The organism is Micromonospora sp. NPDC000316 (assembly GCF_042898885.1).
Classification (GTDB): Bacteria; Actinomycetota; Actinomycetes; order Mycobacteriales; family Micromonosporaceae; genus Micromonospora.
Window position 1 is genome coordinate 775,679 of sequence record NZ_JBIAZG010000002.1, and the last position, 22,821, is coordinate 798,499.

Genomic DNA, 22,821 nt, shown 5'->3' on the forward strand with positions numbered 1-22,821 from the left:
GATCTTCGCGGTGGCCGGTGCGATGCCGACGGAGTAGAGCACGGTGCGGTCGGCCCGTCGTCAGCCCTGGCTCCGCGTCGTGGCGGCCGCTTATCGCAGCGTCGCGCCAACACCTGCGGGTGGTGGTGGCCCATGACGCCCGTGCGCACGCTTCAGCAGTGAGGTCGTCGGCTATCTGCGTCGGTGGTAGTGGTTGCGGCGGGGGAGTTGTTCGGGATCGAGCCAGGCCGGTGGGACGAACTCGGGGTGCCCGTCGCCGCCCAGGCGGACGGCCCAGTCGCCGTTGTGGACGTGTCGGTGGTGGTGACCGCAGAGCAGGACGGCGTTGTCGAGGCTTGTGGTGCCGCCGTCGGCCCAGTGCCGGATGTGGTGACCGTCGCACCACCGGGGCGGGCGGTCACAGCCGGGGAACGCGCAGCCGCCGTCGCGCAACACCAGCGCGCGCCGTAGCGGACCGCTGATGAGGCGGCGCTGCCGGCCGACGTCGAGTGCCTGCCCGGCGCCGCCGAGGACGGCGGGAAGGATCGCGGCGTCGCAGGCGAGCCGACGCACGGCCTCGGGGGTGAGCTGAAGACCGGTGTCAAGGGCACCGGCGCCCAACTGCCGGGCCAGTGCGTCATAGCCCGCGGTGACCACGACCTGGGCGGGGTCGCCGCCGGTCTCGGGTAGCTCACCGGTCCGCAGGGCGAGCCGGCACACGTCGGCTAGCGCGTCGTGGCGGCGCTGGCCCGGAGCGCGGGCGTCGTCGGGGCCGCTGGGTGTGGTGAGCGGGTCGATGGCGGCGCGCAGCAGGGCGGCGGCCTCGGCGTCGAGGACGCCGGTGAGGCGCAGCCGACCGTCGGGCTGCTCGCTGACGGTGACGTGCCGGTCCCGTGCGGCCCGCGACTCCTGCGCCCGTAGCGCGGCCTCGTCGGCAGCGTCGGCCGCCTCGGGGGCGACGTGGTCGAGGATCCGGGTGCCGAGCCTGCGCAGCAGGGCGGCGTCGAACTGCGCCGCCCAGTCGACGAGGACACCGACGGCCTTGTCGGCGGCCTGCGCGCCGGCGCTGGCGTGGACGGTCTCGACCGTCTCGGCGATGACCCGGATCTGCTCCACGGTGACCGACCCAGCGGCAAGCGCGTCGCGCACCCCGGACGGGGCGGCGTCGAGGGTCACGGCCAACTCGACCAGACGGCGTGCGGCACCGACCCCGAGCCGCAGTCGGTCCCGCAGCCACACCGCCGTCGAGGACGCACCCTGCGCGGTGGCGGTGCCTCGACCGTCCAACTCGCGCACGAGAGTCAGCTTGACCGCGGCCAGGCGTTGCTCCAGGCGGTGGGCGGCGTCCAGGGCGGCGACGAGGTCCTGATCGGTGGCGGCCCAGGTGGAGCGGTCGAGGCACGCCACCACAGCGGCCTCTGCCTGCGCCAACTCATCGATCACCACCAAAGACTAGAACACGTGTACGACACTTTTCGGCGCTGCCAGAGCGGGTCACCGAACCACCGGATCGGCTCGGTGACGTAGCCTCCCAGCGCACCTCAACCTTGAGGCGCAGGGTTGGGGTGAGACCTCGGTGAGCCTCGACGTGAAGCTGACGGTGCACGATCCGAGTGGTGCCGCGGGCGTCAACAGCGACCTGATCCGCATCGCCGCCAGCGCGCTACGGAATGGGCGTGGTGGTCATGCCGCCGAGGCGACGTCGTTGCTCAAGTCCCCGCCGGGAACGTCGATCTGAGATCGGCCCAGGCGTGTCGGCCGGACCGATCGGGTGACGCCGTCCACCCATGGCCGGCGACGGGGGACGCCGGTGGGTGAATGGGTGCATGACAATCCTCGCGATCGTCGTCGGCGGTGGCATCGGCGCCACGCTGCGGTACCTGCTGGGGCTGGGGCTCGCACCGTCCACGCCACCGGACTTCCCGTGGGTCACCTTCGTGATCAACATGGTGGGCGCCTTCGCGCTCGGCGCCGTGATGACGCTGCTCGCGGCGCGTCGGCTGCCCGGCCCGTGGGGCAAGCCGTTCCTGTCGACCGGGCTCATCGGCGGGTTCACGACCTGGTCGCACTTCATCGTCGAGTCCGACCAACTGATCGGGGCGCGGCGCAGCGGGATCGGCATCGTCTATCTGGTCGTGTCCATCGTCGGCGGGGTGATCGCGGCGGCGCTCGGCGCCCGCCTGGTGGAAATGCGGATCGGGCGTCCGGCGGAAAGGGGCGCGTGATGTGGGTTGGCATCGGGGTGTTCCTGGCCGGCGGACTCGGGGCGCTGAGCCGCGCCGGGGTCGACGCGCTGGTGAAGCCGTGGTGGAGCAGACGGGCTACCGGGTCCAGTAAGGCGTTCCCGGCGAGCACCTTCCTGATCAACGTCTCGGGCGCATTCGTGCTCGGCATCGTCACCGGCTATGCGGTCAAGCACACCGCTGCCGGGGCGCAGGACTTCGCCGCGATCGTCGGGGTCGGCTTCCTCGGCGCGTACACCACGTTCTCCACCGAGGAATGGCACACGCTGGGGTTGCTGCGCAAGAACGCCGCCGTCGAGGCGTTCAACGTGCTCGGCAGCATCTGCGCGAGCCTCGTGCTGGCAGCCCTCGGCCTGTGGATCGGCAGCCTGCTCTAGCCGAGCCGAGCCGAGCCGAGCCGAGCCCGCGAGCCCGAGCGCCGAGCTCGCGAGCCCTGAGCCCCGAGCGCCGAGCCCGCGAGCCCCGGAGCCCGCGAGCCCTGGTCAGCCGGCGGCGCGGACCTCGCGGTAGATGTCGAGGGTGCGGGCGGCGATGGCGTCCCAGGAGAAGTGGGCCACCGCACGCCGCCGGCCGGCGAGGGCCATCTCGGCGGTCTTCACCGGGTCGGCCAGCAGGGTGTTGATCGCCGCCGCCAGGTCGGCCACGAAGCGGTCCGGGGCCAGTGGGGTACCGGAGCCGTCGGTGGCCTGCTCGATGGGCACCAGCAGGCCCGTCTCGCCGTCGGCCACGACCTCGGGGATGCCGCCGGTGGCTGTCGCCACCACTGCCGTCTCGCAGGCCATCGCCTCCAGGTTGACGATGCCCATCGGCTCGTACACCGACGGGCAGGCGAAGACCGTCGCGTGGGTGAGCACCTGGATCACCTCGCTCTTGGGCAGCATTTCCGCCACCCAGACCACCCCGGAGCGGTTGGCCCGCAGCTCGGCGACCAGCCCCTCCACCTCGGCGGCGATCTCGGCCGTGTCCGGAGCGCCCGCCAGCAGCACCAGCTGCGTGTCCGCCGGCAACTCCCGGGCGGCACGCAGCAGGTAGGGCAGCCCCTTCTGCCGGGTGATCCTTCCCACATAGACCACGCTGGGGCGGGACGGGTCGATGCCGAGCCGGTCCAGCACGTCGGTGCCCTGGTCCGGTGCGTACTGGATGGTGTCGATGCCGTTGTAGACCACCCGGACCTTCGACGGGTCGATCTGCGGGTAGGCGGTCAGCACGTCGGTGCGCATCCCCCCGCTGACCGCGATCACCGCGTCGGCGGTCTCCATCGCGGTGCGCTCGATCCAGGACGAGAGCGCGTAGCCGCCGCCGAGCTGCTCGGCCTTCCACGGCCGCAGCGGCTCCAGGCTGTGCGCGGTCACCACGTGCGGCACCCCGTGCAGCAGCTTCGCGGTGTGCCCGGCCAGGTTCGCGTACCAGGTGTGGCTGTGCACCACGTCGGCGCCGGCCGTGCCGGCGGCCATCTCCAGGTCCACGCCCATCGTGCGCAGCGCGGCGTTCGCGCCGGTCAGGCCGGGCGGTTCGGGGTACGCGGTGACGCCCGCCTCGGTGCGCGGCAGGCCGAAGCAGTGCACCCGCACGTCGGCGAGGCGGCGCAACTCCCGGGCCAGGTACTCGACGTGCACACCGGCGCCGCCGTAGACCTCCGGCGGGTACTCACGGGTGAGCAGGTCGACGCGCAGCGGGGTGGGTTCCGTCATGACCTCGCACCCTAGTGCAGAAGACTCACCGTACGAGTGGTGAAGTCCGACGCGGGTGGATAGCGTCGGGGCATGGCTGCCAAGGTGCTCGCGATCGTCCTGGCGGGTGGGGAGGGCAAGCGCCTGATGCCACTCACCACGGACCGGGCCAAGCCGGCCGTCCCGTTCGGCGGGATGTACCGCATGGTCGACTTCGTCCTCTCCAACCTGGCCAACGCCGGCTATCTCAAGATCGTCGTGCTGACCCAGTACAAGTCCCACTCCCTCGACCGGCACATCACCAAGACCTGGCGGATGTCGACGCTGCTCGGCAACTACGTCACGCCGGTGCCGGCGCAGCAACGTCGCGGCCCCTGGTGGTTCGCCGGCTCGGCCGACGCCATCTACCAGAGCTTCAACCTCATCCACGACGAGCAGCCCGACTACGTGATCGTCTTCGGGGCCGACCACATCTACCGGATGGACCCGCGGCAGATGGTGGAGGACCACATCGCCTCCGGCGCGGCGGTCACCGTCGCCGGCATCCGCCAGCCGCTGTCGATGGCCGACCAGTTCGGCGTCATCGAGGTCGGCGAGGACGGCCGGCGCATCCGGGCGTTCCGCGAGAAGCCCACCGACGCGGTCGGCCTGCCCGACGCGCCCGACCAGATCTACGCCTCGATGGGCAACTACGTCTTCACCACGCGGGCGCTGTGCGAGGCGGTCGAGCGCGACGCGGACGACAAGACAAGCAAGCACGACATGGGCGGCAGCATCATCCCGATGCTCGTCGAGCGGGGCGAGGCGAACGTCTACGACTTCCGCGACAACGAGGTGCCGGGCAGCACCGATCGGGACCGCGGCTACTGGCGCGACGTGGGAACGCTCGACTCGTTCTACGACGCGCACATGGATCTGATCAACGTGCACCCCGTCTTCAACATGTACAACTTCGACTGGCCGATATACACCGAGCAGCTGCCGTGGCCGCCGGCCAAGTTCGTCCACCAGTGGGGGGAGCGGGTCGGTCGGGCGGTCGGCTCGATGGTCTCGCCGGGCGTGGTGATCTCCGGGTCGCTTGTGGAGAACTCGATCGTGTCGCCGAAGGTGCGGGTGCACTCCTGGGCGCACGTCGAGGGTTCGGTGCTGATGGAGGGTGTGGAGATCGGCCGGCACGCGGTCGTCCGGCGGGCCATCCTGGACAAGAACGTGTTCGTCCCGGAGGGCGCCGAGATCGGCGTCGACCTGGAAAAGGACCGGCAGCGCTACACCGTCTCCGACAACGGCATCGTCGTGATCGGCAAGGGCCAGAAGGTCGAGCTGTGACCACCCGTACCTGCTCCTGGAGGTTCCCGCAGTGACCCATCCCCGTGCCGGCCAACCCGCCCAGCCCGGCGACCTGGTCGACGTGCCGCGCCTGGTGACCGCCTACTACGCCGAGCACCCCGACCCGGCGGACCCGGCGCAGCAGGTCTCCTTCGGCACCTCCGGCCACCGGGGTTCCAGCCTGCGCAACGCGTTCAACTCCGACCACATCCTCGCGGTCACCCAGGCGCTCTGCGACTACCGGCGGGAGCAGGGCCTCGACGGCCCGCTGTTCCTGGCTCGGGACACCCACGCGCTCTCCGCGCCGGCCGCTGTGGACGCGCTGGAGGTGCTCGCCGCCAACGGGGTCACAGTGCTCGTCGACAGCCGCGACGGCTACACGCCGACGCCGGCGCTGTCGCACGCGATCCTCACCCACAACCGGGGGCGCACCAGCGGCCTCGCCGACGGCATCGTGATCACCCCGTCGCACAACCCGCCTGACGACGGGGGCTTCAAGTACAACCCCACAAACGGCGGGCCCGCCGACACCGACGTCACCCGGTGGATCCAGGACCGCGCCAACGCGATCCTCGCCGCCGGGCTCAAGGAGGTCCGCCGGATCACCTACGCGCGGGCCAGGGTCGCCGACACCACAGGGGAGTACGACTTCCTCGCCAACTACGTCGACGACCTGCCGGCGGTGATCGACGTGGACGCGATCCGCGACGCCGGTGTGCGGATCGGCGCGGACCCCCTGGGCGGGGCGAGCGTCGCGTACTGGGGTGAGATCGCCGAGCGGCACCGGCTGGACCTGACCGTGATCAACCCGACGGTCGACCCAACCTGGCGGTTCATGACGCTCGACGGCGACGGCAAGATCCGGATGGACTGCTCCTCGCCGAACGCGATGGCGTCGCTGATCGCCGCCCGCGCCGACTACCAGATCTCCACGGGCAACGACGCCGACGCCGACCGGCACGGCATCGTCACCCCCGACGCCGGCCTGATGAACCCCAACCACTTCCTGGCGGTGGCGATCGACCACCTGTTCCGTACCCGCGCTGACTGGGGTCCGGCCGCCGCGGTGGGCAAGACCCTTGTCTCCTCGTCGATGATCGACCGGGTTGCCGCCGACCTGGGACGGCCGCTGCTGGAGGTGCCTGTCGGCTTCAAGTGGTTCGTGCCGGGGCTGCTCGACGGCGCGGTCGGCTTCGGCGGCGAGGAGAGCGCCGGCGCGTCGTTCCTGCGCCGGGACGGCTCCACCTGGACCACCGACAAGGACGGCCTGCTGCTCTGCCTGCTCGCCTCCGAGATCCTGGCCGCCAGCGGTCGCAGCCCGAGCGAGCACTGGGCGGAGTTGGCCGACCGGTTCGGCGCACCCGCGTACGCCCGCATCGACGCCCCGGCCACCCGCGAGCAGAAGGCCGTGCTCGCCAAGCTCTCCCCGGAGCAGGTCACCGCCACCGAGTTGGCAGGTGAGCCGATCACCGCGACCCTGACCACCGCGCCCGGCAACGGCGCCCCGATCGGCGGTCTCAAGGTCAGCACGAAGTCTGGCTGGTTCGCCGCCCGACCCTCCGGCACCGAGGACGTCTACAAGATCTACGCCGAGTCCTTCCAAGGCCCCGACCACCTGAAGCGCATCCAACAAGAAGCCAAAAGCCTCGTGGACCAGGCCCTAGAAAGCGCCTAACCCCACCCCCACTGGGATGGGGTTAGCAGCGTGGGGGGATTTCTTGGTTGGGTGCGTTGCGGAGTTCACTGGGGAGCAGTTCGCGGAGCTGCTCGGGTAGGAACGGCAGGTCCAGCAGGGTCATCTTCAGCTGGTTGCGTTCCTGGTAGCGCTGCGGGTCGAAGCGCACCACCAGACCCGCGTTGCGGCGGTAGCTGATGTCGACGGCCCCCTCGGTCGCCGCGTCGCGGAACACCAACCCGTCCATCTCCACAACGACCGCCGACGAGTTGGGCTCCAATTCGAGGCGGACCCTCTCGTCCGGCGACAGCACCACCGACCGGGAGATGCCGGCCATCGGCGCCGACGGCGTGATCACCACCGCGTCCGTCGCCGGGGAGATCAGCGGACCACCGGCGGCATAGCTGTACGCTGTCGAACCGGTCGGCGTGCTGACCACCACGGCGTCGGCGCGGTAGTAGCCGTACTGCTGGCCGTCGACCGCGAGGGTGGCGGTGACGAAACCGGACCCGGGCTGGCGGACAAGAGCGATGTCGTTGAACGCCACGACGTCGTCGCCGCATACGTCGCAGGCCAGGCAGGCGTGCGACTCGACGGTGAAGTCCTTGGACAGCAACCGGCTCAACGCCTCCGGCAGCTCCGGCGGCTCGACCTCGACGAGAAAACCGAGCCGACCCAGGTGTACGCCGAGCACCGGCTTGGGGTCGAGGACTGCCGAACGCAGCGCCCCCAGCATGGTGCCGTCACCGCCGATGCTGATCAACGCGTCGGCGCGTGTCGCCACCTCGGCCTCCGGCACCGGCTCGATGCTGCCCGGCACGCGGTGCGCGTCCTCCGTGCGCACCATCAACGACTTGTGGTGGCGCGTCGCCCACCGTTCGATGATCCCGACCACCTCGGTGACATCCCGGGTGGGGTGCAGTACCAGTCCCAGCCCCGACACCCGTACAGCTCATCACACAGGCGTCGGACGCGTCCGGCGTACCGGGCAGGTCGCCGGCCGACGAAGGCCCGGCCCCGGCTCTCGGACGGGATTGCCGCCCTCGCGCCGGCCTGCTAACTTGCGCTTCGCCGATCGCCATTGTGCAACGGCACATTGGGGGCCGGCACGGGGCCAGGGCCCCCTTGACGGGGAGTTCGTGTGAAATCGCCTTCCGGGGTCGCGCCCTCACGCCTGTATGTGCTCGATGGCCTGCGACTGGTCGCAGCCCTGTTCGTCGTAGGTTTCCATCTCACGGTCTTCGGCGGCGCCTGGGGTGGTCCGGACGGCGCGGCCCTGCCGACGCTCAGCCTCTACACCCAGTTCGGGTGGCTCGGGGTCTACCTGTTCTTCCTGATCAGCGGTTTCGTGATCTGCATGAGCGCGGAGGGGCGTGGCCTGGGGCAGTTCGCCGCCGCTCGGATCATCCGGCTCTACCCCGCGTACTGGTTCGGGGTGCTCGCCACCACCGCGGTGCTCACCCTCTGGCCGGTGGTCCGCCAGCCGATGCGTCCCGGCGACGTGCTGACCAACCTCACCATGTTCAACGACCTCATGGGAGTGGACGCGGTCGACTCCGTCTACTGGACCCTCGCCCACGAGCTGCGTTTCTACCTCCTCTTCGGTCTCTTCGTGCTGGTCCGCGGATACACCCCGCGGCGGGTGCTGCTCTTCGCCTCCGGGTGGCTGATCGCCAGCCTCTTCGCGTACCACTCCATCCCGATGCTCACCGATCTGCTGGTGCCCCGCAGCGCGGCCTGCTTCGTCGGCGGCATGGCCCTGTTCCTGATCTACCGCCACGGTTCCGACATCTACCTCTGGGGGCTGGTGGGCGCGTCCTGGCTCGTCGCGCTCCAGATGATCGGCACGGTCAACCCGTACGCCCCGAACCGGACCATGCTGTCGTCGACCCAGATCAGCATGGTCGAGGCGGCGCTGGTCACGCTCTTCTACCTGGTCCTGGCTGCGGTGGCCACCCGTCGTCTCGCGGTCGGCTGGCGCTGGCTGACCACCGCCGGGGCGCTGACCTACCCGCTCTACCTGCTGCACGAGTACATCGGCTGGGTGATGATCCACTACCTGCACCAGGTGCTCCCGGCCTGGTTGACCGGGCTCATCGTGGTGGTGATCCTCCTGGTCGCCTCGTGGCTCGTGCACCGGTTCGTCGAGAAGCCCGTCTCCGGCTGGCTGCGGCGCCGCTTCGCCGAGGCCCGGAAGTCGGCGTACCTGCGGAACCCGGCGGGCGCCGCGCCGTCCTGGCTGCGTCCGCCCCCGCCGGTGTCGACCGACGGCCCAGCGGCCGAGCCCGTGCCGGCGACGGCAGCCGTTGACGCGGTGCCCGTGCCGGACGCACCGCGGTCGCCGATCGACGGCCCGACCCTCGCGATGGCCACGGTCACTCCCCGGCCCACCGACTGAGCCGGACGAGCGAGGTGCCCCGGACCGCGTCCGGGGCACCTCCCGTTCCTTGCGCTGTCTCCCGCCGTCAGCGGCGGGGTCGGCCGCTCAGGTGGTTGAGCGAGCGGGCGACCAGGTCGTTGCGGGCCGCCGGCGACAGCCCTTCCAACCCGAAGCCCAGGTAGACGGTGTCGGCGGTGACCACCACCGAACCCTCCTCGAACGCCTGCTGGCTGCGCGACCAGTCGTTGGCGTTGCCGGCGGACCCGGCCGGCGGACCGGCCACCGTCCAACCGCCCAGGTCAGCCGACTCGAACGACGTCTCGCTGACCGTGGACCCGTCGACGAGCACCCGGGCGTCGTCCACGAAGACGCCGAGGCCCTGGGTGGCCCAGTCCGAGGCGTACGAGATCGACACCTCGACCTGCTTACCGGCGTACGCGGACAGGTCGACCACGAACTCCTTCCAACCGCCCGACGAGCCGGTCGCCGCGTTCCAGCTGCCCGTGCTGCCGGTGGGGGAGCAGTCCGCGCCCTGGTAGTGCGCGAGGAACGGGTGCACCTGCGCCACCCAGCCCGAGGCGCAGCTCTCCCCGGTGGAAGTGCTGGTCTTGCCGTTGGCGTCCGGCAGGGTCGTCCAGGTGTCGCTGCCCACCTCGTGCGCCTCGACGAAGAGGAAGTCCCAGTCCGCCTCGATGTCGTACGAGGTGAAGAAGCGCAGCTCGCCGCTCGTCGCCCCGGTCAGGTCGACAGTGCGGGAGAGCCGCTTGTACGACTCGTCCGCCTGGCCGCCGTACAGGTACCACTGCCCGGTGCGCGGGTCGAACGGCGCGCCGCCCGGCCTGCTCCAGCCCACCGGCGCGGAGCTGGCGAACTGCGGGAACTGGTCCGCCGGCAGGAAGCTCGACGTGGTCAGGAACGAGGCGGTGTGCGCCTGGTTCTGCGCCGAGCCGGGAGCGTTGAGCTGCCCGGTGAACCCGGTGAACGCCGCACTGTTGCCGGCGACCGGGTACGGGTCACCCTCAGGTGCCGTGCCGCCGTCGCTGACGTAGGTGTGCGCGCCCAGCCAGTACTGCTGGAAGTCGTTCAACAGTGGCAGGCACGTGGGGTCCTCGGCGTCGGTGCACTCCGGCGGCGCGTCCGGGCGGTACACGTACGACCCGTTGGCGCCCTGCCCGTACAGCGCGTACTGACCGCTGACCAGCAGTTTTCCGCCCTCGTTGAGGTAATCCCGCACGGCCAGTTCGGTGTTCAGCGCGGCCTTGGCCGCCGTGCCGGGCACCTGACCGGGGGAGCGCAGGATCACGTCGTCGCCGGTCTCCCAGACCACCGTCTTGTAGTGCGACAGCACGCCGAGCGGGTGTGGCGCCGCGCGTCCCCGCGCGTCGAAGTCGTACACGTCGCTGCTGCGCCCGGCGGCTTTCAGGGACGCCGCGATCTCGTCGGCGTACTTCGCGGTGGTGCCCGTCTGCGCCGGGCTGAGCCCTGTGACGTCCTCCATCGCGAGGACCAGCACGTCGCCGCCGATGTCGGTGTGCACCCGGTAGGTGAAATGTTCGCTTGCCACCACCCCGGCCCGCTGCTTGACCCCCGTGAACCAGACCTCCACCCGGTCACCAGGTTTCGTTCCGGTGACCGTGCCGCGCAGTTCGGCGTAGTAGTCGTTGTGCGTGTCGCCGTACCGTTCGCCACCGCGCCACTCGCGGACCGGCGCGGTATTCGCTCGACCGCCGTTGACGGTGTAGTGCATCCGCACGTTCTTCAACGCCCGGCGGGTGATCGCGGCGACCTGCTGGGTGCGCCCGTACGACGTGTCGAACGAGTCGACAACGAAGTCCGGAGTGCTGCGGCCGACGACCGACACCGGGTCGTCCGGGTCCGCCGCGGAGCGCGCCACCGACAGCGCGAACGGCAGGTTCTTGCTCACCTCACCGGCGATCAGCTTCTCGTCGTCGGGGAAGTTGAAGCCGCTGACGCAGTCCTCCGGGCGCCACTGGTCGTTCGGGTCGATGGCCGAGACGGATTCACACGTCGACATCTCCGGGGTGAAGCCCAACGTGCCGTACTTGACGGTGGCGTGGCTGTCGGTGTCACCGTTTGTCGTGTACAGCTCGGCGGAGATGTCCGGGTCGTAGCCGGGAACGGCCGGGTTTGCGTCGTCACCGGCCATCGCCTCGTAGATCACGTCGTCCGGGGTGGGCGTGCTCACCTGCCAGCCGACGCCGTAGAGCAGCAGTTGGGCCGCCGAATGGTAGTTGACGAAGAACTCGAAGCCGACCCGGCGAAAGAGGCCGTCCAGGGCCTTGGTCTCGGGCTCCGAGTTGGGGCCCGGGCCGCGGTACGTCTCGCTGTTCGGCTCCGGCGACGAGCCCTCGTTGTCGTAGCCCCACTTGTAGCTGAAGTTGCGGTTCAGGTCGACGCCGTCACCTGAGGTGATCTGCCCGTCGCCGTTGTTGTCGCGCAGGTTCTTGCGCCACAGCCGGTTGCCAGGGGTGAACGTGAAGTCGTAGCCGTCCGGGTTGGCCACCGGCAGGAACCACAACTCGGTGGTGTCCAGCAGACGGGTGATCTCACGGTCGGTGCCGTACTTGCCCAGCACGTGGTGCATGAGCCGGCGGGTCATCTCCGGCGTGATCCACTCCCGGGCGTGCTGGGCGCCGGCGTAGAGCACCGCCGGTCGCTTGCCGTCCGGGACGGTCCGCGCGTTATTGGTGACCTTCACGGCGACGATCGGTTGCCCCTGCTGGCTGCGGCCGATCGTCTCCACCTTGGCCAGCTTCGGATAGCGGGCGGCGGTGGCGGCCAGCTCGTCCCGGATGCCGCCCGGCTTGCCGTACGGGCGAAACGACGTCCAGCCGGCGGCGGCCTGCTCCCGCAGCGCCTGCGAGGCGTCCTTGCCACGGACCTTCTTCACCGACAGCGGGACGCCCTTGTCGGTCAGCCGCTTGGCCTGCCGACGGGTGAGGACCGTCTCGACGTTGGTACGACCGGCCGAGTCCGCCTTCGCGTCGTGACCGAGGTCCACGCCCGCCGCGCGTAGCTGGTCGCGCTGTTTCGCGTCGACGGTGCCGACGTACACCTCCAGACCGTCGCGGGCGCCCGGGTCGGATGGTGGCCGCGCGCTCGCCGGTGGGGCCAGCGCCAGTGCGCCGAGCAGGGTGACCACGCCGGCGATCGCCAGTGGTCTCGGTCTCATCGCGCCTCCTTGGGTGAAGGACCTGTAGGCGCGAGCCTTCGGTGTGAACTGATCAATGTCAATCGGTCGATGGGAGCGTCGTGGCTGACCGTGTCGGTGTCGGCGCTGCGGGTGATGGGTGGGTTCTGCTCCCCACGGGTGGCGGCGAAGCCAGGAGTCGAATCAAACGTGCGTGCGCTGATGGAGCGCGGGTGGCTGTTCGCGGAACGCCGCCGGCGTCCGGTCGAGTAACGCCGGGGTGCCGCTCGTCATCCGCCGACGGCGGCGGAGGGCCGGGGGCGGTCATGTCCCTGATCAGCGGCACCCGGGCTACGACCCTTCGCCTTCCTGCTCCGGTACCAACGGGACGCGGCCAGCGAGACGAGGACGCCAGCGACTGCCGCTTCCGCGCCCAACGTTGTGGCGGCGGCGCCCGCCGGACCGAGCCCCATGGCCTGGACGAGCAGCCCGCCGGCGACCGCCACGGAGATGGACACCACCACCCGGGTGGCAGCGCGGTAGTTGCCGTCGCCGATGCGATTCAGCGCGAAGGCCCGGTTGACCGTGGTGAACGGCAGGGCGAGCGCCAGCAGTTGCAACCAGGTCGCCGACGCGGGGATCTGCAGGCCGAGCACACTGGTCGCGAGCCACGGAGCGGAGACGATGACCACCGCGGCGATGAGGGTCGCGCCGCCTATCGAGATCACCTCGCCGTCCCGGTTGACGGCCTCGGTAGGCCCGAGGTTGTGCCGCCGCCGAGTACGGATCGCCATCGGCACCCGGAGCCCGCTGAAGACGACGGCGATCAGCGCCTGATAGATGCTGATCAGGGCGCCGAAGCAGCCGACCACGTGCGGGCCGGCGACCAGGGAGATCGCGATGGTGCTGGCTTTCCCAGTGAACGCGTCCGCGAGACTGTACGTGAAGAGCTGGCGGTTCAACCGGAAGGCCCGTCGCGCTGCGGGCAACGACAGGTCGCGCCACATCGGCCGGGTGCCGGATCGGCCGCGGCAGGCGAGCACCTCGGTGGTGAGCAGGTACGAGGCTGCCCCGACCGCCAGGGCGAATGTGAGCGGCACACCGGCGATCAGCAGCAACGTGGCGAGTAGCCGGGTGGTGGTCAGCGCGGCCGCCGCCGCCAGGAACCTCATCCCCCGGATGAGGTCGCTGAAGCGTAGCTCCGCCAGGCTGTTGAGGATCAGCACGCCGCCGGCGCTGATCAGAGCCGCCGTACCGTATCCCCGGCCGGCGTAGGCCCCGGCGATGAGCAGTGTGGCCACGACCATTGCCGGTACCGCCAGCAGCAGGCGCTGACTACGCACCGAGCGCCGCTCGTCGTCGTTTCCGGAGACGTACAGGAGCGACGACCCGCCCATGATCAGAATCGCGACCCAGGTGAGCGCCGCCGTCATGACGCTGTACGCGGCGAGCTCACCGGTCTGGCCCTGCCGTGCGCTGTAGGCGAGCATCCCGGCGTTCAGCAGGCCGCTCACCAGACTCGCGGCCGACGCCACTATGGTGTTCGACCGGACGCCACCTGTGCGGAACCGGCGCGGTCCGGGGAGCCCCGCGGGCGGCGGCTCTGTTTGCTCCCGCGTCAACCGGTCACTCACTCGCAGTCCTTTCGCGCTAACGGGGGACCGGCAGCCGTGGCTGCTCGTCGCCGGTGATTCCACCGGGCGGGCCTCCAGGCGGTCCGGCGTCAACGCCCCCCTGCGCTCAGCCTGATCCGGTCGAGGATGTTCGGACCCGCCGTGTCGGCGCGCCACGACCGGTACGCCGTACCCGCCGCCCGGCGTGCCCGAAGCCGGTCGGCCGCCGACATCGTCGCCACCCGCTTCAGCTGGTCGGCCAGGGCGGCCGGCGTGAGGTCGTTCAGCACGATCCCCCCACCGGCGCGCAGCACCGGGCTCCACGGCGTCTGGTCGGAACAGATGACCGGACACGACGCGGACAGGCTCTCGGCGATGACGTGGCCGAAGTTCTCTCCCTGGGTCGGGAAGACGAACGCGTCGTACCTGGCGAAGGTGGCCCGGACCTGATCTGGCGTCAGTTCCCCCTGGTAGGTGACCCGCACGGCGTCGGGAAGTTGCCGGGCGTGTTCCCGGCACTCCGCCCAGTACGCGCTGTCCTCCAGCGGGCCGTAGACGTCGAACACCACCGGCACCGTGACCTGCGCGAGCGCAGCGATCGCCAGCGACAGGTTCTTGATCGGATTGATCCGTCCGATGAAGACGAGTCGTACGGATTCCCCCGTAGCGGCCGGCGGTATTGGCTCCGGCGGAAGCGAGACCTCATTCTGCCGAATCTCGATTCGGGCCCACGGAAAGGTTTCCCGAATGAAGTTCGCTTCCTGCGGATTGGTGGCGTGCCAGCGTACCCCGGACCACCTGAGAAATGTTCGCCACATCGGCAGGAACAGTCGCTTCCTACCGGCTTTGGCGCTGAGTGCGCTCGGCGCGAGCTCACCCCGTGGCGCAATAAGGATCTGCGTGACGTGGATGAGTCGGATCCGCGCCGCGAGGATCGGCAGTATTGATGAAGTCGCCCACAGGCTATTGACGTACAGCAGGTCGAAACGGGTGTATCGGAGGCTGCGGAGCAGTGCGCGCCAATGCCGCGGACTGCTCGGGTCGAGGTAGAAGATCCGGGTGCGCCCCCGCTGGACCCAGCGGCCGGAGAGACCGGGGTACGGTGTTGTCGAGCCGAGGTCCCGGTCTCTGGTCACCATGGTGACCTCGACCGCCGGCGAGACGGCGTCGAGTAGTTGCGCGATGGACCGGACGGGCCCTCCGGCGCGGAATCCCGGCTCGAAGAAGTCGCACGTCAGCAGCACTCGGAACGGCTGGGAAGGCGTCTCCGGCCGAATTCTTTCTGCCGCGTGAGTGGTCAATCGCCCGTCGTGGACCGTCACGGCGGATTCCCCCGGATCGCGAATATGGTTCAGGGCATATCCTGTGCTGTCGTGGCGCGCGGTGGTAGAGCGTTCAGCCACGCCTGGCTAACGACGAGGGTGTGAGATGGTGACGGTGGAATTGGCGCGGGCATATCGCCGGAGTTGACGATGAGAGGTCATTGCTCGTAATAGGCTTCGCTGTTATGGGACTAGTGATCGGCGCGCCCTCAGCGGTGGGCGTAACTCAACGCGCGGGTGGGCGCCATCGCCGTGATCCGGACGACGGTCGACCGGCCGGGGGAGCCATGCCCGCTTTCCTCCGGCGCGGCTTCGCGGCGTTGACGTGGCTGGGGTTGGGCGCGGCGTGTCTCGTCTTCGATCCCGTGGCGTCAAGCGGTTGGGGGCACGACGGGACGCTGCTGCTGGGCGTGCTGGCGACCCTGTTCGGCGGCTGGGTGTTCTGGTGTCACGGCGGCAGCCGGATCACGGCCGTGGGGGTCTACAACCTCGCCTTCGCTGTCTTCGTCGGCTTCGGTGGCCTGTATTACGCCCTGAAGATGTCCACGAACGACCCGGGCGTCCCACTGCTCACCGTCGCGGCGGTCTGCTATTTCGGTCAGGTGACGACATGGCTGTTCTTTTGGAGTGCGGAGCCGCCATCCCGGCCACTACCCGATGCCGCCCGTGCGGACGCGAAGACGGCGTGGTGGGCGGTGAAGTACGGCTGTGTCCTGCTGGTGCTCGCATTAGCCATGTCGGCCCTATTGCCGCAGCCAGGGCTCATGGTCGATGCGACGGGATTCGTCGGCGTCCTCCTTCTCGGAGCGGGTCTGCTGCGCGGGCCGATGGGCCGGTGGACGGTGGTCTGTGGAGCGATCGTCGCGGTCGCCTTCGCGCTCTACTTCATCTACCTCTTCGATGGTTTCGGGCGGATCGTCATCGGTACGCTCGCGCTCGCGTTGCTCATCGTTCTGGCCCACCGGGACCGACAGCGGCTCACGAAGGCCGTCCTCGTTCTCGGGGCGGCACCGGTCCTGCTGTTCCTCGCCGGGCTTCGGGCCGCCGAACCGGGCAGCCCGGGTTTCACGGCAGATCCCGACGGATTCAAGTCCGCGGTGATCCCGCTCTACTCGTTTGCCCAGTTGCTGCGTCTGGACACGGAAGGGCTGCTGCCCCACGGAGGGGGGGTGACCTTCCTCAACTCGTCCGTCGCATTGGTCCCCCGCGAGTTCTGGGCGGACAAGCCAGTTGGCTTCGGCACTGAACTGGTGCCTTTCCTGTCGCCGGAACTGGTCGGCACGGGGCACTCCTCGGCAGCGCTCTGGCAAGGGGAGTGGTTGTACAACTTCGGCCTGCTCGGTCTGGCGCTCATGATTCCGGTGACCGGCCTCGCCGTGCGAGGCATCGACCGGCTGCTCGCCTGGGCGTCGGGCCGGCCCCTGACCACGCCCCGCGCGATGGGCGCCTATGTCGCGGCGGTCCTCGCCGTCGTGGGTCTGTTCGATCTCGTCTGGGTCGGTAGTTTCACCTACATGGCGCGGACCGGCGGTCGCCTGGCGGTACTGGCGGTGCTGGTCCTGGCCGTGGGATGGCTACGGTGGGCCGCGCCGGAGGTCGGGCCGGGGTCGCCACTCGATGACCGAACTCGGCGAACGACTGCCCGGGGCGGCCCGGCCGCCGGCGGTTCCGGCGGCCGAAGCTCCTGGTCGCGGGGGCCTGTGGGGACGCGACGACCGTGACGCCCACGTGAAGGTCGGGCAACCGCGCGAGCGGAACCCACGGCCGGGAGGATATTCTGCGGTCACCGGACGGGCAGAGCGGTTTGACCGCCGGTAGGGGCCGGCAGGCCCCGCGCCCCTGCGTTCCGCGGGTTCGCGTCATAGTAGGCGCTCCGGCCTTCGCGTCGTCCATGGTCGGTGCCCCGGCTGGCCGGGGAAGATGAGTCCAGCGCGTTTGTAGGCTCAAGGAAACGGCAGATCGCCAGTAACACCGGTGCCGACGCCAGGCGACCGTGCCGCCGGTGCGGGAGCCGTGTGATCAGGCAGGACCGCGAGCGCGGCTGCGCTATCACACAACTCCCACCGTCTCACGCCGAAGGCCCCAAACACGACTGTGCTGGGGGCCTGTGCGGCAGCGAAAGATTTACGTTGGACAGTGAGAGGCTCGACCGGGCGGAACCGTTCTCGCGCCAACGGTCCGGTTCAGTACCGAAATCGTTCAGGAATGTGCCGGCTGGGCAGAGTCGAGCGCCACCGGAAGGTGCCACTGAACAGCGCGTCGGTGCATCTCCACGATCATGTCCCGCCACGCGGGCGCCTGGTAGCCGGTCCGCTTCCGAAACGCTTGCGCCGACAGCGACCGGTCGCACCGGACCTGCTCCGACGGCTCCAGCTGGCCCGACCACCCGTACACGTCGGCGACGATCTGCAGTAGCTCGTACTTCGAAATCGGGGTTGAGGCCACGTGGTAGAGGCCGGTGAGATCCTGCCGTGGCAGCACGACCGTGCGCAGCATCGAGGCGAACTCAACAGTGGTCAATCCGCTGTAGATCGCCTTCGTGTAGCCGTTCACCGTGCCGCGCTGGGTGAGGAACCAGTCCACCAGGGACCGCGAACTCGCCAGCTCGTGTCCGATGATCGAGGTTCGCAAGGTCAGCGCAGGCGCCCGGGAGGTCTCGCCGAGCAGCTTCGCGCGACCGTAGAGGTCGTACGGGTCGGGAACATCCTCTTCCCGGTAGTCGCCGTGTTTGCCGGAGAAGACGCAGTCCGTGCTGACCTGCACGAGCCGGGCACCCTGCGCCTCGCACTCCCGTGCGAGTACGTGGGGGAAGAGAGCGTTCACCGCGATGGTGTTGAGGGCGTCCTCCGCGTCCGGGCGTTGCTTGATGACGCCCACGCAGTTGACCACGACGTGCGGGTTCAGCCCAGTCAGGATCCGGCGGAGCGAGCCGGGCTCGGTGACATCGATCCCCGGTGTGATCTGCTGCGCCAGGTGACTGGGAAACATGGCCTGCGGCACTGCGGTGCTGCGCGCACAACCATGGACCTCCAACTCGGCGGCCTCACTCAGCTCGCGCAGCAGGGTATGGCCGAGCATCCCGGTTGCCCCGAGGATCAGCACGCGTTGCGTCATCTCACACCTCGTGTCTCACCACTGCGGGTCCGACGGCGCCGACCGGCCGAGGCCCGGACGATGTCGGCCAGCGCGCGGGCGTTGATTTCCTCGCTGAGTCGGGACCGGTAGTACGCGTACCCGGCCTGGCCCATGGACCGGAGTTCGGCGCGCGGCAACTCGGCGGCCCGCCTGATGGTCTTCGCCAACTGATGTGGATCGCCCGGTGGTGAGCTGAACCCTGCGCCCGCCTCATGCGTCACCCGGGCGGCGTCGCCCGGTGCACAGGTGAGGATCGGTTGGGCGCACGCGAGGATGGACTGGACCTTGCTGGGCAGTGTGAATCGGAAAAGTTCCTCGTCGGCGAGAGCGACCAACTGCATGTCCGCAGCGGCCATGACGCCCGGCATCTGCTCCGGCTGCACCGGGTCGAGAAAGTGCACCGAGCGAAGGCCGAGGTCGGAGGCAAGCGCACGAAGCCGGGCCTTTTCGATGCCGTCGCCGATCAACACCAGATGTATCGGCACATCGCGCAGCTCGTCCATCGCCTGGACGGCGACGTCCAGGTTCTGTGCCGCGCCGTGGTTACCGCCGTACATCAGCACGAACTCGGACGACAGGCCCAGGCTGGCCCGTAGCTGCTGGTCGGGCTCGCTGGGCCGCATGACCTTCTCGTCGGTCCAGGTGTAAACGACCGAGACCTTGTCCTCGGGCACACCGCGCGAGACCAGCGCGTCCCGCATCCCGGGCGACGTGGCGGTGACGTGGCTGGCCCAGCGGTACGTCTGCTCGGTGTACCAGGTGAGGACGGGCTCCGCGATGCGCCGCTTGGCGCCTGCGGTGAGGAAGCCGGTGGCAAAGACCGAGTCGGGCCAGACGTCCATCACCATCAGCACGTACGGCAGTCCCCAGCGCAGGCGCGCGTACATGCCTGCAGCGGCGGCGGTCGCCGGCGTTGAGTAGATCACCGCCACGTCGGCGGACCGCAGAACCGATGCCCCCATGGTCGCGGCGGACGCGGCATAGCTGGCGTAGTTGGTGACACGACGCACCGCGGACTGGTCATGACTCGGATACAGCGGTACGCGGCGCACCGGGATGCCCTGGTGGATCTCCCTGCTGCGCCGCCAGCGCGAGTAGCCGTCGTGGACGACACCGGTCGGATAGTTGGGCACCCCGGTCAGGACCTCTACCCGCAGATCCTGCTCAGTGAGTGATTGTGCGATCCAGACCGGAGTCTTGTTCGGCTCGGGGGCGAACCACTGAGTGACAAAGGCGACGCGGGGCCGGGCCTGTCCCCCCACCCCGTCGGCGCCCGGGGAGCCCGTAGCCGGGCTCATCCGCGCGCCGCCAACGACAGAGACTGCACCGGATCGAGGTGTTGCTGTACCTCTGGCAGGGTGAGCAGCAGCGCCATGATCTCCGGCACCGACAGCCGCGTGGTGTTGTCCGAGGTGTAGTCCACGCGGTGGTTGCTGGTGTTGTCGCCCTCTTCGAAGTAGAGGGCGTAGTTCAGGTCGCGGCTGTCGACCGGCACGCGCAGGAATTCGCCGAAGTCCTCGGCTCGGGCCAGTTCCTCGTGGCTCGCCAGGGTCTCCGACATCTTTTCGCCGTGCCGCAACCCCAGCACGTCGAACTTGGCCGGTACCTCGAACAGGTTGCACAGCGCCGTAGCCAGGTCGCCGATGGTGCAGCCGTCGGCCTTACGGATGAAGACGTCACCGGGTTGTGCGTGGTGGAACGCGTGCTCGACGAGGTCCACCGAGTCCCGCAGGGACATCAGGAACCGCGTCATGGTCGGCTCGGTCACGGTCAGCGGCACGCCGCTCTTGATTTGGTCGATGAACAGCGGGATGACCGAGCCCCGGGAGCACATCACGTTGCCGTAGCGGACAGCACAGACCCGGGTGTTGGCCCGAGGGTTGTTGCGGACATGGGCCTGGGCGACCTTCTCCATGAGCGCCTTGGTCATCCCCATCGCGTTGACCGGGTAGACCGCCTTGTCCGTGCTCAGCATGACCAGGGAAGCGACTTCGTTGCGTTCGCAGGCGTCGACCACGTTGGCGCTGCCGAGGACGTTGGTCCGCACCGCCTCCAAGGGGAAGAACTCGCAGGAGGGGACCTGCTTGAGCGCCGCGGCGTGGAACACGTACTCGACGCCCCGGGTCGCCTTGTTGACACTGTCCATATCGCGGACATCGCCCACGTAGAACCGGACCCGGTCGTCGACCCGGCGGATCCGCATGGCCTCCTGTTTGGCCTCGTCTCGGCTCAATACGCGTACCTCGGCCGCACCGGCGTCGAGCAGCCTGGACACCATCGTCTGACCGAACGACCCGGTCCCGCCGGTGATCAAAACGCGTCGGTCCATAAGTGAGGACGACACATCTCCTCCTGTCTGATTCGCCGCTGATGGCGAAAGGTAAGGGACGGGATCAGAGAGTGACGATAGCGATCGAACTGGCGCTTCAACCGCGAAACGCCAATAATCGGTTCTCAATTCACTACACTTGTGAAACAGAAAATTAGTTCATGCCGCGTTACGGCGTGGCGATCCAGTCGTTGCTCCGCCAGAGAAGGTCATGCGGCGTGGTGTGCTCAGGCAGGCGAACGGCGACCCGCTGGCCCCGGCAGGATCAACGGTGAAAGGGTGCTGCATGACGCGGGTTATGACGGTCGTGGGAACGCGACCCGAAATCATCAGGTTGTCGCGGATCATCGAGCGGCTCGACGAGACCGTGGATCACGTACTCGTGCACACCGGGCAGAACTGGGATCCCGCGCTGTCCGACGTGTTCTTCCGCGAGATGAAGGTGCGACAGCCCGACCGCTTACTCCAGGTGGACACCCAGTCGCTGGGTCACGTCCTCGGTGCGGTCCTGGTCGGCACTGAACAGGCGATCGCCGAGCTCCGACCGGACGCTCTCCTGGTGCTCGGCGACACCAACAGCGCCATCGCGGCCCTGATGGCCCGTCGTATGCGCGTGCCGGTTTACCACATGGAGGCAGGAAATCGCTGCTTCGACCTCAACGTGCCCGAGGAGACCAATCGCAGGCTCGTGGACCACGTAGCCGACTTCAACCTGGTCTACTCCGAGCACGCTCGCCGCAACCTGCTCGCCGAAGGGCTGCATCCCCGTCGCATCCTGCACACCGGATCGCCGATGCGCGAGGTGCTGGACCATTACCGGCCCGACATCGAGCGGTCGACGGTGCTGCGTCAGCTTGAGATCGAGCCTGGCCAGTACTTTGTGGTGAGCGCTCACCGCGAGGAGAACGTGGACCATCCCGAGCGACTGCGGCGGTTGCTGGCTTGTCTGCGAGCGGTCCGGGACCGGTGGGGCCTGCCGCTGCTGGTCTCCACTCACCCCCGGACCCGCAAGCGGCTGGAAGGCCTCGCCATGGACGACGCGGTGCTCGACGGGATCGCCTTCCACGAACCGTTCGGCTTCTTCGACTACATCACGTTGCAGCGGCACGCCCGTTGCACATTGTCTGACAGCGGCACCGTGAGCGAGGAGGCGACGATCCTCGGCTTTCCGGCGGTGACACTGCGGGAATCGATCGAACGGCCGGAAGCCCTGGACGTCGGCGGCATCGTCATGACAGGGCTCGATCCTGAGTCCGTGCTGGAGTCGGTGGGGGTGATGGTCCAGCAGGCCACCGTCGGCGCTGCTCCGTGCCCGAGTGACTACCAGGTGTCCGACACGTCGCGACGGGTCGTCGATTTCATTCTGTCGACCGTGCGTCGCCACCACGACTGGGCGGGCATTCGGCGCTGACCTGGTCGCCGCCTGCCGCGCCTATCGTCACGCTCAACTCGATCCGGTAGTAGCGCGTGAATGGTGGGCTCGGGCTTATTCCCGGGCCCACCATCACCCCATCCGTCGTCACGTCCGCAGGTGTCGCCGCGACGGCCCCCACCCGACTTCCTCTCGCCGTCGACCGAAGCCGATGCGTCGAGCAGAATTGCTATCTAGTGCCTCGTCATGCGGCCTTGAACGGGTAATCGGGATGGCGGATCTTGGAGTTGATCGCGTATCCGGTTTTGGGTTGGGCGTGTTGGTTGCGCCAGCGGATGTAGGCGCCGATGGCGGTGTCTTGCTCGGCGTGGGTGCGGTGGTCGGTGCCGTTGAGGGCGAAGTAGCGTACGGCGGCGAATTCGGCCTCGATCCAGTTCAGCCAGGAGGCGTAGGTCGGTAGGAACACCAGGTCGACCTGGTTGGCGGTGCACCAGGCGCGGACCTCGGGGTGCTTGTGTGGGGAGAAGTTGTCCAGGATCAGGTAGAGCCGGTCATCGGGCCACCGGGCGCGCAGTGTCTTGAGGAAGCTGAGGAACTCCCGCCATCGTTTCCGGTCGCGGATGCGG

Annotated in this window: 18 protein-coding genes; 8 read left to right on the top strand and 10 right to left on the bottom strand. The window is 69.1% G+C overall.

Translation table 11 applies throughout. The features are described 5' to 3' along the window. Window positions 1-171: 171 nt before the first annotated feature. A complete protein-coding gene (locus ACFY2Q_RS08100; RefSeq protein WP_387128435.1) occupies window positions 172-1,422 on the bottom strand; it encodes a DUF222 domain-containing protein in 1,251 nt (416 codons plus the stop codon). A gap of 133 nt (window positions 1,423-1,555) precedes the next feature. On the opposite strand from ACFY2Q_RS08100, the gene ACFY2Q_RS08105 reads away from it, so the two are divergent. From ACFY2Q_RS08105 to ACFY2Q_RS08115, 3 genes are all read left to right on the top strand, one after another. Then, complete coding sequence (locus ACFY2Q_RS08105) at window positions 1,556-1,717, top strand: hypothetical protein (RefSeq protein ID WP_387128436.1); 162 nt, start codon at window positions 1,556-1,558, stop codon at window positions 1,715-1,717. Window positions 1,718-1,805: 88 nt separating this feature from the next. After that, window positions 1,806-2,204: a fluoride efflux transporter FluC gene (locus ACFY2Q_RS08110; RefSeq protein ID WP_387128437.1), complete on the top strand. Its 399-nt coding sequence runs from the start codon at window positions 1,806-1,808 to the stop codon at window positions 2,202-2,204. Next, window positions 2,204-2,599 carry a fluoride efflux transporter FluC gene (locus ACFY2Q_RS08115; protein ID WP_387128438.1) on the top strand — a complete coding sequence of 132 codons (396 nt, stop codon included), beginning with the start codon at window positions 2,204-2,206 and terminating at the stop codon, window positions 2,597-2,599. The genes ACFY2Q_RS08110 and ACFY2Q_RS08115 overlap by 1 nt, the downstream gene beginning before the upstream one ends. A gap of 105 nt (window positions 2,600-2,704) precedes the next feature. Here the strand turns inward: ACFY2Q_RS08115 and glgA are convergent, their stop codons facing one another. After that, window positions 2,705-3,913, bottom strand: coding sequence for a glycogen synthase (gene glgA / locus ACFY2Q_RS08120; RefSeq protein ID WP_387128439.1), 1,209 nt, complete (start codon window positions 3,911-3,913; stop codon window positions 2,705-2,707). Between the two features lie 72 nt (window positions 3,914-3,985). On the opposite strand from glgA, the gene glgC reads away from it, so the two are divergent. Then, complete coding sequence (glgC, locus tag ACFY2Q_RS08125; RefSeq protein ID WP_387128440.1) at window positions 3,986-5,218, top strand: glucose-1-phosphate adenylyltransferase; 1,233 nt, start codon at window positions 3,986-3,988, stop codon at window positions 5,216-5,218. Window positions 5,219-5,249: 31 nt separating this feature from the next. Further along, window positions 5,250-6,893, top strand: a complete 1,644-nt coding sequence (gene pgm, locus ACFY2Q_RS08130) for a phosphoglucomutase (alpha-D-glucose-1,6-bisphosphate-dependent) (protein ID WP_387128441.1) — start codon at window positions 5,250-5,252, stop codon at window positions 6,891-6,893. Window positions 6,894-6,915: 22 nt separating this feature from the next. Here the strand turns inward: pgm and ACFY2Q_RS08135 are convergent, their stop codons facing one another. Continuing rightward, window positions 6,916-7,827, bottom strand: coding sequence for an NAD(+)/NADH kinase (locus tag ACFY2Q_RS08135; RefSeq protein WP_387128487.1), 912 nt, complete (start codon window positions 7,825-7,827; stop codon window positions 6,916-6,918). 207 nt (window positions 7,828-8,034) lie between these two features. On the opposite strand from ACFY2Q_RS08135, the gene ACFY2Q_RS08140 reads away from it, so the two are divergent. Beyond that, the gene (locus ACFY2Q_RS08140; RefSeq protein ID WP_387128442.1) at window positions 8,035-9,291 is read left to right on the top strand and encodes an acyltransferase family protein; all 1,257 of its coding nucleotides are present in this window, start codon (window positions 8,035-8,037) and stop codon (window positions 9,289-9,291) included. 67 nt (window positions 9,292-9,358) lie between these two features. On the opposite strand, the gene ACFY2Q_RS08145 is transcribed toward ACFY2Q_RS08140, so the two are convergent. From ACFY2Q_RS08145 to ACFY2Q_RS08155, 3 genes are all read right to left on the bottom strand, one after another. Continuing rightward, window positions 9,359-12,466, bottom strand: a complete 3,108-nt coding sequence (locus tag ACFY2Q_RS08145) for a M14 family zinc carboxypeptidase (protein ID WP_387128443.1) — start codon at window positions 12,464-12,466, stop codon at window positions 9,359-9,361. Between the two features lie 248 nt (window positions 12,467-12,714). Further along, window positions 12,715-13,938: a hypothetical protein gene (locus ACFY2Q_RS08150; protein WP_387128444.1), complete on the bottom strand. Its 1,224-nt coding sequence runs from the start codon at window positions 13,936-13,938 to the stop codon at window positions 12,715-12,717. Window positions 13,939-14,147: 209 nt separating this feature from the next. After that, window positions 14,148-15,440: a glycosyltransferase gene (locus tag ACFY2Q_RS08155; RefSeq protein WP_387128445.1), complete on the bottom strand. Its 1,293-nt coding sequence runs from the start codon at window positions 15,438-15,440 to the stop codon at window positions 14,148-14,150. Between the two features lie 113 nt (window positions 15,441-15,553). Between ACFY2Q_RS08155 and ACFY2Q_RS08160 the strand changes: the two genes are divergently transcribed. Continuing rightward, window positions 15,554-17,080, top strand: a complete 1,527-nt coding sequence (locus tag ACFY2Q_RS08160; protein WP_387128446.1) for a hypothetical protein — start codon at window positions 15,554-15,556, stop codon at window positions 17,078-17,080. 478 nt (window positions 17,081-17,558) lie between these two features. Here ACFY2Q_RS08160 and ACFY2Q_RS08165 read toward each other — a convergent pair whose 3' ends face one another. The 3 genes from ACFY2Q_RS08165 to ACFY2Q_RS08175 are packed head-to-tail and all read right to left on the bottom strand — an operon-like array spanning window position 17,559 to window position 20,823. Further along, window positions 17,559-18,473: a dTDP-4-dehydrorhamnose reductase family protein gene (locus tag ACFY2Q_RS08165; RefSeq protein ID WP_387128447.1), complete on the bottom strand. Its 915-nt coding sequence runs from the start codon at window positions 18,471-18,473 to the stop codon at window positions 17,559-17,561. Beyond that, a complete protein-coding gene (locus ACFY2Q_RS08170; protein ID WP_387128448.1) occupies window positions 18,470-19,792 on the bottom strand; it encodes a glycosyltransferase family 4 protein in 1,323 nt (440 codons plus the stop codon). The genes ACFY2Q_RS08165 and ACFY2Q_RS08170 overlap by 4 nt, the downstream gene beginning before the upstream one ends. Continuing rightward, window positions 19,789-20,823: an SDR family NAD(P)-dependent oxidoreductase gene (locus tag ACFY2Q_RS08175; protein ID WP_387128449.1), complete on the bottom strand. Its 1,035-nt coding sequence runs from the start codon at window positions 20,821-20,823 to the stop codon at window positions 19,789-19,791. Before ACFY2Q_RS08175 ends, ACFY2Q_RS08170 begins: the two co-directional genes overlap by 4 nt. Window positions 20,824-21,034: 211 nt before the next feature. Between ACFY2Q_RS08175 and wecB the strand changes: the two genes are divergently transcribed. Continuing rightward, window positions 21,035-22,234, top strand: a complete 1,200-nt coding sequence (gene wecB, locus ACFY2Q_RS08180; RefSeq protein WP_387128450.1) for a non-hydrolyzing UDP-N-acetylglucosamine 2-epimerase — start codon at window positions 21,035-21,037, stop codon at window positions 22,232-22,234. A 205-nt stretch (window positions 22,235-22,439) separates the two neighbouring features. Here wecB and ACFY2Q_RS08185 read toward each other — a convergent pair whose 3' ends face one another. Then, a complete protein-coding gene (locus tag ACFY2Q_RS08185; protein ID WP_387128488.1) occupies window positions 22,440-22,817 on the bottom strand; it encodes a transposase in 378 nt (125 codons plus the stop codon). Between the last annotated feature and the right edge of the window lie 4 nt (window positions 22,818-22,821).

Coding starts and splice junctions, on each gene's coding strand:
- ACFY2Q_RS08110 (WP_387128437.1), top strand. CDS start 1,806: ATGACAATCCTCGCGATCGTCGTCGGCGGTGGCATCGGCGCCACGCTG.
- ACFY2Q_RS08115 (WP_387128438.1), top strand. CDS start 2,204: ATGTGGGTTGGCATCGGGGTGTTCCTGGCCGGCGGACTCGGGGCGCTG.
- glgA (WP_387128439.1), bottom strand. CDS start 3,913: ATGACGGAACCCACCCCGCTGCGCGTCGACCTGCTCACCCGTGAGTAC.
- glgC (WP_387128440.1), top strand. CDS start 3,986: ATGGCTGCCAAGGTGCTCGCGATCGTCCTGGCGGGTGGGGAGGGCAAG.
- ACFY2Q_RS08145 (WP_387128443.1), bottom strand. CDS start 12,466: ATGAGACCGAGACCACTGGCGATCGCCGGCGTGGTCACCCTGCTCGGC.
- ACFY2Q_RS08165 (WP_387128447.1), bottom strand. CDS start 18,473: ATGACGCAACGCGTGCTGATCCTCGGGGCAACCGGGATGCTCGGCCAT.
- ACFY2Q_RS08170 (WP_387128448.1), bottom strand. CDS start 19,792: ATGAGCCCGGCTACGGGCTCCCCGGGCGCCGACGGGGTGGGGGGACAG.
- ACFY2Q_RS08175 (WP_387128449.1), bottom strand. CDS start 20,823: ATGGACCGACGCGTTTTGATCACCGGCGGGACCGGGTCGTTCGGTCAG.
- wecB (WP_387128450.1), top strand. CDS start 21,035: ATGCGGCGTGGTGTGCTCAGGCAGGCGAACGGCGACCCGCTGGCCCCG.